Origin of the sequence: Paenibacillus sp. FSL K6-1318 (assembly GCF_037976905.1) — a bacterium.
Classification (GTDB): Bacteria; Bacillota; Bacilli; order Paenibacillales; family Paenibacillaceae; genus Paenibacillus; species Paenibacillus amylolyticus_A.
The window spans coordinates 6626244-6638720 of the sequence record NZ_CP150270.1 but is presented as its reverse complement, the minus strand read 5'-3'; the positions used below and the strand labels follow the sequence as shown (position 1 = coordinate 6638720).

General features: G+C 46.3%; 10 protein-coding genes. 8 read left to right on the top strand and 2 right to left on the bottom strand.

All coding sequences use genetic code 11. The annotated features are described in order from the left end of the window. Nucleotides 1-97 precede the first annotated feature (97 nt). From NYE45_RS29700 to NYE45_RS29675, 6 genes are all read left to right on the top strand, one after another. Nucleotides 98-970 carry an AraC family transcriptional regulator gene (locus NYE45_RS29700; RefSeq protein ID WP_340015055.1) on the top strand — a complete coding sequence of 291 codons (873 nt, stop codon included), beginning with the start codon at nt 98-100 and terminating at the stop codon, nt 968-970. 352 nt (nt 971-1322) lie between these two features. Next, complete coding sequence (locus NYE45_RS29695; protein ID WP_340015054.1) at nt 1323-2948, top strand: rhamnogalacturonan lyase B N-terminal domain-containing protein; 1626 nt, start codon at nt 1323-1325, stop codon at nt 2946-2948. Nucleotides 2949-3163: 215 nt separating this feature from the next. Continuing rightward, a complete protein-coding gene (locus tag NYE45_RS29690; RefSeq protein WP_340015053.1) occupies nt 3164-4117 on the top strand; it encodes an SMI1/KNR4 family protein in 954 nt (317 codons plus the stop codon). A 355-nt stretch (nt 4118-4472) separates the two neighbouring features. After that, on the top strand, nt 4473-5207 hold the full coding sequence (locus NYE45_RS29685; protein WP_340015052.1) for an SDR family oxidoreductase: 735 nt from the start codon (nt 4473-4475) through the stop codon (nt 5205-5207). Nucleotides 5208-5273: 66 nt separating this feature from the next. Next, nucleotides 5274-5696: a MarR family transcriptional regulator gene (locus tag NYE45_RS29680; RefSeq protein ID WP_340015051.1), complete on the top strand. Its 423-nt coding sequence runs from the start codon at nt 5274-5276 to the stop codon at nt 5694-5696. Nucleotides 5697-5727: 31 nt separating this feature from the next. Then, entirely contained in the window at nt 5728-6102 is a 375-nt protein-coding gene (locus NYE45_RS29675; RefSeq protein ID WP_340015050.1) for a helix-turn-helix domain-containing protein, read from the top strand. 60 nt (nt 6103-6162) lie between these two features. Here the strand turns inward: NYE45_RS29675 and NYE45_RS29670 are convergent, their stop codons facing one another. Both NYE45_RS29670 and NYE45_RS29665 read right to left on the bottom strand, forming a co-directional pair. Next, nucleotides 6163-7233, bottom strand: coding sequence for an SDR family oxidoreductase (locus tag NYE45_RS29670; RefSeq protein WP_340015049.1), 1071 nt, complete (start codon nt 7231-7233; stop codon nt 6163-6165). A 249-nt stretch (nt 7234-7482) separates the two neighbouring features. After that, complete coding sequence (locus tag NYE45_RS29665) at nt 7483-7980, bottom strand: DinB family protein (protein WP_340015048.1); 498 nt, start codon at nt 7978-7980, stop codon at nt 7483-7485. Between the two features lie 169 nt (nt 7981-8149). Between NYE45_RS29665 and NYE45_RS29660 the strand changes: the two genes are divergently transcribed. Together NYE45_RS29660 and NYE45_RS29655 are read left to right on the top strand one after the other, a co-directional pair. Further along, the gene (locus tag NYE45_RS29660) at nt 8150-9307 is read left to right on the top strand and encodes a response regulator (protein ID WP_340015047.1); all 1158 of its coding nucleotides are present in this window, start codon (nt 8150-8152) and stop codon (nt 9305-9307) included. Nucleotides 9308-9310: 3 nt separating this feature from the next. Next, nucleotides 9311-12448, top strand: a complete 3138-nt coding sequence (locus NYE45_RS29655; protein ID WP_340015046.1) for an ATP-binding protein — start codon at nt 9311-9313, stop codon at nt 12446-12448. The last annotated feature ends 29 nt before the right edge of the window (nt 12449-12477 follow it).

The following is a 12477-nucleotide window of genomic DNA, read 5'->3' as shown; positions in this document are numbered from 1 at the left end:
TCTGGTTTAGGTACACAGAGCCTGCAGAATGGTGCAGGTAATGTCGGATGCAAAGAGAATGACTTTGCTAAGCTTGAATTAACGTGGGAGGGATGATATGGATACGCTCAGGCGGTTAAATGAAGCCTTGAATCATATTGAGGAGCATCTGATGGATGTCGTGGACATGAAGGAGATTTCCCGGATTGCCTGCTGCTCGGAGTATCATTTTACACGCATGTTCTCTTTTCTTAGTGGTGTAACGCTCTCGGAATATATTCGACGTCGCCGCTTGACACTTGCAGCCATGGAGTTAAGCCACAGTGACAGCAAAATCATTGATATTGCACTAAAATACGGGTATACATCGCCGGATTCTTTCTCGCGTGCTTTTCAAAGCATGCATGGAACTACGCCCTCCGAAGCGCGAAACCATGGTCCATCCCTTAAAGCCTTCCCACGGATGAGATTTCAACTGACCATTCAAGGAGGAAGCGAAATGAACTACCGTATTGAAGATAAAGAGGCGTTTCGAATCGTGGGTATTCGAAAAAGGGTGCCAATCGTATTCAACGGGGTTAATCCGGAGATCGCTGCGATGTACCAGAGTCTTACACCGGAGTTGATTGATTCGATCAAGGGGGCATCGAACGTCCAACCTCTGGGCTTAATCAGTGCTTCAGCCCATTTCAGTGAGGGACGTATGGCGGAACAGGGAGAACTGGATCATTACATTGGTGCAGCAACGACAAAAGAGACGCCTGAAGGCCTGGAACAGCTGGAGGTTCCTGCTTCGACGTGGGCAGTATTTACCGTCGTGGGCCCGTTTCCAGGCACGCTTCAGGAGGTGTGGGGCCGGATCTACGCAGAGTGGTTTCCTTCATCGGACTATGAGCTGAGTGAGGGTCCGGAAATGTTATGGAACGAGCATAAGGATGTTACTGTAGAGCAATATAGAAGTGAGATATGGATACCTATTCGGAAGAGATGATACTGTCTCTATCTTGGTATCTGCGGGCGCAGCTTTTGAAGCTGCGTTTTTTGTTTTCAGAATTTGCTATCGGATATACGAGCCGTTTTCATTGCAAATTTATGTAATATAATGGTATTATTTTATTGGAATTGTAAGAATACTTGTACGTAGAAGAGTGATTTAAAAAGGGGGTGGCGAGATCAGGTTTGCATGAAGTGATGACTCTATTCTATACGCACGCAGACATAACATTTCAGTGATTATGGACATGCCCGCATAGCAGACATATCGATATGAGACGGAAGTGTCAATTATTATACATTATAATGTAAGCGCTTTATAAAAAGAAATTCCAAGGAGGGAATTACTCATGACCAAAAGTATAGTGAGAAAGGCGCTTGGTTTGCTTTTAATTGTCGTTATGATCGCAACAGCCGCTGTATACCCTGCATCTACTGGACACGCGGCAACTATTAATGTGACCGATAACGGCTCCAGAATTGAAGTAAACACCGGATCAGGATTAGTCTATGTGGTGAACAAAACCAATGGGGATATTATCTCGGCCAAAATGAACGGTACGGAGCTGAATAGCAATAGGGGATCACATATTGGCTCGGGGTTGGGATCTTCTGCAAATGTAACGTGGAATAAGTCACCTTCGGGTTCAACGGTGCTAATTACCGTTTCCACCAACACATTGACTCACTATTATGCTTCGCGTGGTGGCGAGAACATCATATACATGGCAACGCATATCACGGCTCAACCTTCGATCGGGGAGCTGCGATACATTTTCCGCGGTAATGGTAGTGTGTTGACAGGTGTTCCGGCGAATTCTAACAACCGGGGCAACACTGGAGCGATTGAAAGTCAGGATGTATTCGGGTTTGCAAATGGACAGTCGGCCTCCAAATATTATGGTAATGATCAGGCCAAAGACTTATCCGTTCGTGGGGTGACGGGGAATGGCGTCGGTGTATTTATGGCCTACGGCAATCGGGAAAAAAGCTCGGGTGGTCCATTCTTCCGTGATATCCAGTTTCAAAGTGGAACAGAGACGGAAGTATATAATTATATGAACTCGGGACATGCACAGACGGAGAATTGGCGCCTTGGTCTGCATGGGCCGTACGCTTTGATCTTTACAACGGGAGGTACGCCGAGTGTACCCGATTTCAGCTGGATGTCTGGTCTGAATCTGCAGGGGTGGGTATCCAGTCGGGGGAACGTGGTGCTTAATGGTCTCTCCGGGATGGATACGGGTTATGCATATACAATTGGGTTCGCCAATAGCAACGCCCAGTATTGGGTGGGTACCTCTTCTAGTGGGGCAGCTGCCAAATACAGCATGATCCCGGGCACGTACACTATGACAGCCTATAAGGGAGAACTGGCCGTATATACGGAAACGGTTAATGTCACGGCAGGACAAACGACGACTCTGAATACACGTACGATCAACAATGACCCAAGCAAAGCCTCCAGCATCTGGCGTATCGGTAACTGGGATGGTACACCACGGGAGTTCCTGAATGGACAGACAATTCCGATCCGTCACCCTTCCGATAGTCGCAACCCAAGCTGGGGACCTGTCACCTATGCTACCGGAAGCGCGACCAATCGATTCCCAGCAATCCAGTTCCGGGGTCAGAATTCTCCAACCACAATAACGTTTAACTTGAATGCATCTCAAGCGGCATCTTCTCATATGCTCAATATCGGGATTACCGCAGCCTACAATAATGGCAGACCGAGTGTAACGGTTAATGGACATGCATTAACTAATCCTGCCGCGTCTTCACAGCCCAATTCTCGTAGCTTCACCATTGGTACCTATCGTGGTAATAACACAACCTTTAGCTGGAATGTTCCAGCATCCTACTTCGTCAATGGTTCCAACACGATCACGATTACGCCGATCAGTGGTTCCAGTGACTTGGGTAACTGGTTAAGTGCAGGTTGGGTCTACGATTGTGTTGAGCTGCTGAATTAAGTTAAGCATTCAAATTTTGTGCAAGGAATAAAGGAGGTAGCCTGCCTGGTTTTCATAACAGGGTTCAGGTTACCTTTTTTAGTTTTGGCATTGGAAATGATAAGATATCGATTCATAATATGCCGAAGAATCTTACGTTACTGGAGATGGTAATCCGTATAGTGGTATAATTTTCAATACGTAATCATGAGTGAATGAACGGGGAGGCCAAAGGAATGAGAGACGATCTGTTGGTTCAATTGCAAGAGTGGCATGAAGAAGATGAATTTCAGGAAATTGTAGATGCAATTCAAGCGATTCCTGTGGAAGAAAGAGATTATGAGCTGGTTAACCATTTGGGACGAGCGCTGAATAACCTGGAACGGTACGATGAAGCCGTTGAACAGTTCCTGACAGTTGCTAAAGAGGGCACAGGTGACCCACTCTGGCATTACCGGATTGGACTGGCTTATTATTATCTGGAGCAATATGCGCATGCGCTGCAGGCGTTTGAAAGAGCGGATGAATTGGACCCTGAGGATGAAGATACGCTGGAGTTTCTGGGATGGATTCGAAGCAAAATGGAGGAGGAATCCGTAGATGAATCGGTGAGTCCCGACCCATCTGTCTCTGAGACCTCAACCGTACCTTTTAGTGTTAGCCATCTGGAACCAACGGGTTTTTGGAATGATAGTGCTGAAGCCGTGGATCAATATGTGCTGGCCCCACCTACTGATGGACAGATCGAGTCAATGGAGGAACAGTTGGTGTTCAAGCTGCCAACATCCTATATAAACATGATGAAATTACATAATGGTGGTGTTCCCCACTATCGGTATTATCCTGTTAGCCAAGCAGAGGCTGCCAAGAAAATCCGCGTTGAGGTCAAGGGAATACTGGGTATTGGACGTGAGAAAGCACATTCGTTAGGTGGTCAATTGGGTAGCCGGTACATCATCGAGCAGGGAGGGTACCCCGAGATTGGTGTTGTGTTATGTGAGTGCCCTTCCGATTCGGAGATCGTGATGCTGGATTATCGTGAATCTGGCAATGCTGGTGAGCCCGAGGTTGTTCATGTGGACAAAAATGAAAGCTACAAGATCACTTGGCTTGCGCCCAATTTTGAAACCTTTATTCAAGGTCTGGTGAATGAGGAAAATCAACCTGCAAACCTTCAAGGTGCACTGTAAGAGGGTATGAGCTTCTCATTATACGAAACGTTGAAAAAACTGCATCCGTAATGACGGATGCAGTTTTTTTGTTGCCTAGTTATGTGGGATAAGTCGGAAATGTCGCTCAAACCGAGCTTTTTTTCAACTGCGTTAGCTTCGCTAAGATATCCAAAATAAGTATATAGAGCTGTACTCGTTGCATTAAGGCAGTTAATTTGCTAGTATTTAGACATATAATAATTAGTCATCTAAATATTTCATGTCTAAATACTTTGGTTTCTTCAAGAAAGGGGCTTATGCATCATGTTAAGAATGAAAGACAAAGTAGCCCTTGTTACTTACAAATAAATAAAATACGTTAGGAGCAATTTACATGGGAAAATTAGATAATAAAGTAGCTATTATTACTGGCGGAGCCTCGGGAATCGGGGAGGGCATGGTTGATCTTTTTGCGCAGGAAGGCGCCATCGTCATTGCTGCAGACATTAATGAGGAAGCACTGGAGAGAGCAAGCCAAAAAGAGAATGTGTACGGACTGAAGTTGAATGTATCTTCGGATGAAGATTGGCAGGCACTGGCGAAGGTAGTGAATGAACGTTTTGGGAAAATTGACATTCTGGTCAACAATGCAGGCATTTCTTCGGAGAAGCCATTTGAGGAAATCAATGCACAGGATTGGGAGAAAATGCTCTCCATTAATGGCTTCGGCCCATTCGCTGGCATGAAACACGTCACTCCTTATATGGCAGCACAGAAGAAAGGTTCCATCGTCAATATCTCATCATATACGGCTTTAATTGGACAAGGCTTTAACCATTACTCGGCATCCAAAGGCGCGGTACGTGCATTATCCAAAGCCGCTGCGACCACCTTCGGACGTCAAGGTATTCGGGTGAATGCTCTTTTTCCTGGGATCATCGAAACACCAATGACCCAATCCTTGAACACATCAAAAGAACTGCTTGAACGATTGATTCAGGCAACGCCTTTGCAACGTCTGGGCCAGGCTATCGATATAGCCAAAGCCGCGTTGTTCCTGGCATCGGATGATTCTTCGTACATTACCGGATCTGAACTGGTGATCGATGGTGGCTACTCAGCCCAATAGCGAGTAAAATGATGACAGCCCTTAAGTTAAATGAGGGCTGTTGTTTATTTTTTCGAGGAGGATCTAATGGAAGAAGAACAGAACATTTTTGAGCTTATACACAACATGGATAATTTCACCAATAAATTGATCATACAATGGAACAAATCATTCAATGAGGACCTCGGTGTCTCTCATGTGCTTGTACTCAGCCATCTCCATCAGAATGGAAAAAGCCGACCTTCGGATATTGCAAAAAAATTAGGATTCACGCCGCCTACACTCAGTTATTTATCTGACAAGATGGTAGCCAAGGAATTAGTCGTCAGAATGGTAGATGAAGCGGACCGTCGCATTATTTATTTGAACATTACGGATAAAGGAGCCGAAGTCCTCGGAAGAGCCATATTGGAGGGCCAGAAGCTGCGCAAGAATTTATTCCAGAAATTAAACGAAGAGGATCGAGCGCAATTAGTCCGTATTTTTGAGAAGATGAATCGGGAAGATTGAGCAATAGCCTGGAAGGGAGACAGAAGGTGATATGGAGGAACCGCTCAAAGTATATAACACCGCAGTTGAAGCTTTTCTTGAAGTGATCGGGGGAAAGTGGAAGCCCGTTATTCTATTCCATCTTACCTTTGGCAAGAAACGCAATGGTGAGCTGATGAGGCTGATCCCTGCGATCACCCAGAAAGTACTGACGCAGCAGCTTGGTGAACTAACGGAGGCGGGCATCATCGTCCGTATCTCCCATCACCAGGTCCCGCCTAAAGTGGAGTATGAGTTAACAGAGTATGGGTGTAGCCTTAAAGAGATTCTTCATCTGATGTGTAGGTGGGGCGATATACACGTGGAGAATGTTTATGGTGATCGAGGAAAAATCCTGTTCAAACCGCCAATTTCTACTGACCGTTGAGATACATGTGTAAGCCGATTCTGGAATTCAGGAATCGGCTTATTCTGCATTTTATTTACGTTAAGGAAGAATCTTGCGATCACGTAGATTTCTGAAAATATCCATAAACATAGCCTCCGTGTCGATGAAATCGTGAAATCCGAAGCGGCGAGCCTTGGAACCATCTGCGAAGAAATCGTAATCCCACGAGAAGACAAAGTCACCAAATGCCCAGGAAGAGACATCATCATAAGGGGTGTGTATCAATCCATGCTTTTCAATCATGGAACTCCAAAGAGCTTCTTTATCTGCCATTACCGTTGCAAGGGAGAGGGGCAGTGGAGGAGCCGTTTCCATTTCGAAAAATGCAGCGATTTTGGGCCATAGCTCATTCCAGCGAAACAGATCGCCGTTGGTGATATTAAATGCCTGATTGGCACAGCGAGGTTCGGTTGCTGCCCATACGGTTGCATGAGCCAGCAATGTGGCATCAGTCATTTCAAGAAGCGAATGATACGCTCCTGGTTTCCCAGGGAATCGAAGTGGCAGGCCAAGCTCCTTGGAGATAGATGCATAAACGCCAATAACCATAGCCAGGTTCATTGGATTACCCAGGGCGAATCCGCATACAACAGAAGGGCGCAGGGCTGACCAGGTCCAGCTGCTTCCGGGTTGCCGATCCTCAAGAAATTGTTGCTGATCGACATTGAATTCAGGGGGCATATGATGTGCGTCCGTTTCTTTGGCAGGTGTTTTAAATGGACCCAGATGTGCACCGTACACCTTATAACCTTGCATTAGGCTGATATGTTGAAGATTTGGGGCAATCGGTTCAATCGTATTCACCACATTGACGAGCATAGCCAAGTTGGGCTGCACCAATTCGGTCCAGGTCGGGCGATCTTGATAAGCAGCATAAAAGATATGAGTAACTGTCGTTAAATGACTCAGTTTGTCTTGTGTGTCTGCTTCGTTCAGTAAATCAGCTGATATATAACGTAACCCAGGGGCATCTTCCCCTCCGCGGCGAGATACACCAATGACATTCCACTCGGGAAGTGTCATCAGATAATCAATAAGGTTTCTTCCAATGACGCCTCCAGCACCAATGACAAGTGCGGTGTGACGGGTAACGGATTGTTCGGGTTTCAATGGACATGCTCCTCTCTTCTTCTGATCATATTGTGGGTCAGAAAAAGAAGGATGAGAAGTACGCACCTCAAAGTCATATACGTACTTTGAAGTAATATATGAGCTTGGCGCAGGATATAAGAGTTAGAATTGGCACTTCAATGTGATGCTACTTGCCCGTGACCACAAGAAGCTGTAAAAGGAACAATCGTCCTTTCACAGCTTAGATGTGTCTGTATGTCCGTGCAATAGATCTGTTGTAAATATGGTTTACGCCGGGAATCCACCACCTGGAGGAGGCCATGCGCCGTAGAAGCGGCGAAGCAGAACAATCTCACCCAGATGGTACGAGTTATGGGATGCGATATTGCGTAAAAGTCCTGCCTTGGTTTCCCCTGGGAAATAGAGCAGTGCATCATCCAATTGTGCCGTTTCCGCAATGGCTACTGCTTGATCAACCCCATCCAAGAATGCCTGAATATCCGCCTTCCACGTGGCTTCATCCTGTGGTCCTTTCTCTTCAGGCCAGCTCTCGCTCACGTTAGCAGGGAGCTGCGGCTTGCGTCCCTCCAAGTGTTCGAGCATGAATTGCTGCCAATAATGCATGTGCTTCACCAACTGATAGATCGTATATGGCATAGCATCGTGTGTACGAGCAGCAAGTGTGACATCAATATCGGGTAGAGCACGAGCGATGCGGATATGACCGCGTTCGCCCACCAATGATTTGACAAGGGCTTGCCCAAAGCTATGATTAGCATCTGACATATGGAACCTTCCTCTCTTTTAGACCGGATCTATTAACCTGCATTATATATTATACAATTAAATTGCAAGAAATTAAAAATGGATAACCAAGAACCCTAAATACTTAAAATTCCTATGATATAATAGTGGAAATAAATCTCAAGACCTCAGGGTCGAGGAGGAAGCTCCGGTGAAAGTGATATTGGTTGACGACGAACGTCTAGCGTTGATAGGCCTTCAAAAATCACTAGAAAAAGAAGTAAGCGGCATCGAAATTATCGCTACATATATGAATCCGACAGAGGCCATGGCAGGTATTGTGGAGCACCGTCCTGATGTTGTATTTCTGGATATTCATATGCCGGAGATGGATGGTATGGATCTGGGAAGGCAGATTCAGGCAGCAACACCGGGCACCGAAATTATATTTGTGACCAGTTACGATCAATATGCGGTGCATGCCTTCGAATTACAGGCTTTGGACTATGTGATGAAGCCCATCCAGAAGGATCGGTTGAAGCAGACGGTGAGCCGAGTCCGGGAGAAACTGAGCGTAAAACGCGAGCAACGGTCAAAGGATACGAACGTGCCTCTAATTTGCTGTTTCAATCAGATTCAGTTTAAGCTTCCGGGCAAGGATATCCAGGTTGCCAAATGGCGCACAAGCAAGGCGCAGGAGCTATTTGCCTATTTACTTCACCACCGGAATCAGACGATTCATCGCAGTGTGTTGCTGGAGATGCTGTGGCCTGAATTGGAAGAGGACAAGACGGTACATCAGCTTTATACCGCAATGTATCATGTCCGCCAAACTCTGAAAGCATGCAACATGGATATGATCACCATTCAGAGTGGACACTTGGAAGCTGGCTATCGGCTCGAATTGGGTGAAGCTCAGTTGGATAGTGAGCAGTGGGAGCAAGAGATCAGACAATGGAAAGTCGTGGAAGCCAGTACCATTGATGCCTATGAGCAAGCGCTTCATCTATACAAGGGCACGTATCTTGGCAATTACGAATACATGTGGGCTGAGCCCGAACGGGAAAGATTACGCTACCTGTGGCTGTATCATATGAGACAACTAAGTCTGTATTACCAGCAACAGGGGCTGGGAGAGAAAGTGATCGAGAGCACGCGGCGTATCCAGCAGATGCTTCCGGATGAGGAAGAAAGTTATTTCATTTTAATGAAACTATACAACGAAATGAACAATGATCTCGGTGTGGAGGAGCAGTATCGTCTCTTAACCACCAGAATGGAGCAAGATTTGGAGATACCGATCAGTGAAAACATTAGCGAATGGTATCAGGACTGGAAGCTCGGTTTAACCAAAGTCATGAAAACGTAAATAATGAAATCACTTCAAACGAAACCTGTGAACCGTTACAGATATATGATCATCATGCTGATCATTTTTGGCGTATTGATTGGCATGCGCTCAGCATGGACCGAGCTATTCTACACAGCAGATGAGCATCGTGCCGTTAATGGGGTGCTTGATCTGAGAGGTATCGATCTGGATCAATCTCCAGTCATGTACTTGAATGGCGAATGGGAAATTTACCCGGATGAGTTGCTGACCCAACAAGATATTGCGAAGAGGAATGGCGGTGCGAAGAGTGTCCAGGTCCCAGGAGACTGGGGGAGTGCACAGAATCAGGAACAAGAGAATTCGTACGGTTACGGAACATATCGATTGCGTATTTTGACAGATCCGCTTCAGACTCCGGTCACCTTCTGGTTTAAGGGAATCCGAAGTTCATCCGAGATTGAGATGAATGGATACAACGACGGGGGTATGGGTGAGGTCTCCGCGGATAGCAGTACATATATACCTAGAAGTACATCATATACAGCGACCTATGATCAGGAAGGAACAACCTCCATTGAATTATTGGTCCGTGTAGCCAATTACGACAGCCCGTATATGGGCGGAATCAGCAAACCTGTTCGCTTTGGTTCACAGGCAGCTGTTGATTTTTCGCGTTGGTACTCCATTGGTTTTCAGATGGTTATTTTTCTGATTTTGATCCTTCATGGTATGTATGCCTGTATTCTCTATGCATTTAATCCACAGGAACGTTCCTTGCTGGTTGGAGCTATATTAACGTTATCGGTTGGCATCGCGGTTATGATGGGTCATGATAACATATTGATGTTATGGCTTCCTATTAATTATACCTGGGGCATTAAAATTCGATTGATCTCATTGTTGTTGCAAAATGCTTGTATCCTTCTGTTATTCCAGAGATTAACGATGGTTCATGTTCGAAAGGCATGGCTTCAGTTACATGTGCTCATTACCTTGATCTATACTGCCATAATCGTGATGGTGCCCGTTCATATTACATATGCCATGATCCATTACAATGTCATTAACGTATTCTTTCTTGTATCCATGGTCTGGTTCCTATACATCGTCGGAACGATGATCTTCAGGAAACAGGGGGATCGGGACATTGTGTTTCTGCTGCTTACCGCAGGAGGTATTACATCCAATCTGTTATGGAGTGTGGCCGAGACGGCCAAGGATGTGACAACGGTGTATTATCCAATTGATATCATTTTTGCGATTATCGGCTTCTCCGCCTATTGGTTCAAGAAGTACTTCAGGAATGCCAGTGAGAATATGAAGCTGAATATAGAATTGCAGAAGGGTGACAAAATTAAAGATCAGTTCCTAGCGAATACATCCCATGAACTGAGGACTCCGCTGCATGGGATCATTAACATTGCCCATAACGTCGTCACCCGAGAGAAGAGCAGATTGGATGAACGGAGCCTGGAGGATATGGAACTGCTCATCACGATCGGTCGAAGGATGTCCCATCTGCTTGGCGATCTACTGGATGTAGTCCGGCTGAAGGAGCATCGCATTGTGCTGCGTCAGGTTCCTCTTTCCATACAGTCAGTGGTACCTGGCATTATCGCCATGCTGCAATTCATGGCAGAACGAAAACCGGTCCGCCTACATATGGAGATTCCGGAGTCCTTCCCTCAGGTTATGGCTGATGAAGAAAGACTGGTTCAGATTTTGTATAATCTGCTGCACAACGCGCTCAAGCATACAGAGGAAGGAACGATTTCCGTAAGTGCCGAGATTCGTGAAGGACATGCTCTAATTCATGTGATAGACACGGGCATTGGCATGGATGAAGACACGAGGATGCGCATTTTTCTTCCGTATGAACAAGGGTCGTATGGAATAAGTGATGGACAAGGCATCGGGCTTGGACTGAATATCTGCAAACAACTCGTAGAATTGCATGGTGGGGCACTAACGGTTTACTCGGAACTTGGAAAAGGCTCCGTGTTCAGTTTCGATCTGCCGCTCGCGAATGAAACTACCCATCAGGCTGAGTCGCAGCTTCCCCTGATCTGGGAGCAGGCAATGGAGATGATGGAAGGTGCACCTGGCGGATTCCTGTTACCCCGCCCCGGTATGGATGACGTGGAAACCTCGGCTACAGCGGAGATGGCTCCGTTGTTAAAAGAGGGGAGAGCCACTATTCTGGCTGTGGATGATGATCCGGTGAATCTGGATGTGTTGGTCAGTATTCTCTCGACGGAGCCATACGATATAACTACAGCACGTTCGGGACAGGAAGCGATGGAATTGCTCGGCACACGTCAGTGGGATCTGCTCATTACAGATGTGATGATGCCTAATATGTCGGGCTATGAATTAACCCAGAAGGTGCGGGAGCAATTCTCCATGTCGGAGCTTCCCGTACTGCTGTTGACTGCACGAAGTCAGCCGCCAGACATCTACACGGGTTTCGCGTCGGGCGCGAATGATTATGTCACGAAGCCTGTAGATGCGGTGGAGCTGAAATATCGGATACGTGCATTGACCATGTTGAATCAGTCCATTCAAGAGCGCCTGCGCATGGAGGCTGCCTATTTGCAGGCACAGATTCAGCCCCACTTCCTGTTCAATACGCTGAATTCGCTTATGGTCCTAAGTGATATTGATACAGAGCATATGCGGAAGCTTGGTGAAGCTTTTTCATCCTATTTGCGGATCAGCTTCAACTATCTCAATACAGGGGAATTGGTGAAATTATCATACGAGCTGGAACTCGTGGAAGCCTATCTTTTTATTGAGAAAACGCGATTTGAGGATCGATTATCGGTGGTATTAAACGTAGAGCCAGACCTTCCGTTGCTTCTACCGCCGCTATCGATTCAGCCCTTGATCGAAAATGCCGTAAGACATGGGTTATTAAGTCGAAATGTGGGCGGGACGGTATGCCTGTCCATCACTCGCCATGAAGGTTATACCCGTATTGAGGTGAAGGATAATGGCAAAGGCATCGAACCGGAGAAGGTTGCAGAGCTGTTACAAGCTACGCCAGGTGGAAAAGGCGGAATAGGCATTGTGAATACGAACCGCAGATTGCTGCAACGGTATGGTCAAGGATTATCGATCGTAAGTGAACCGGGTGAGGGAACGATGGTGTCATTTGATATTCCGGATGAGATATAAGGAAAAGGCCGCAGAAGTGAAGACTTCCG

Coding starts and splice junctions, on each gene's coding strand:
- NYE45_RS29700 (WP_340015055.1), top strand. CDS start 98: ATGGATACGCTCAGGCGGTTAAATGAAGCCTTGAATCATATTGAGGAG.
- NYE45_RS29695 (WP_340015054.1), top strand. CDS start 1,323: ATGACCAAAAGTATAGTGAGAAAGGCGCTTGGTTTGCTTTTAATTGTC.
- NYE45_RS29690 (WP_340015053.1), top strand. CDS start 3,164: ATGAGAGACGATCTGTTGGTTCAATTGCAAGAGTGGCATGAAGAAGAT.
- NYE45_RS29685 (WP_340015052.1), top strand. CDS start 4,473: ATGGGAAAATTAGATAATAAAGTAGCTATTATTACTGGCGGAGCCTCG.
- NYE45_RS29680 (WP_340015051.1), top strand. CDS start 5,274: ATGGAAGAAGAACAGAACATTTTTGAGCTTATACACAACATGGATAAT.
- NYE45_RS29675 (WP_340015050.1), top strand. CDS start 5,728: ATGGAGGAACCGCTCAAAGTATATAACACCGCAGTTGAAGCTTTTCTT.
- NYE45_RS29665 (WP_340015048.1), bottom strand. CDS start 7,980: ATGTCAGATGCTAATCATAGCTTTGGGCAAGCCCTTGTCAAATCATTG.
- NYE45_RS29655 (WP_340015046.1), top strand. CDS start 9,311: ATGAAATCACTTCAAACGAAACCTGTGAACCGTTACAGATATATGATC.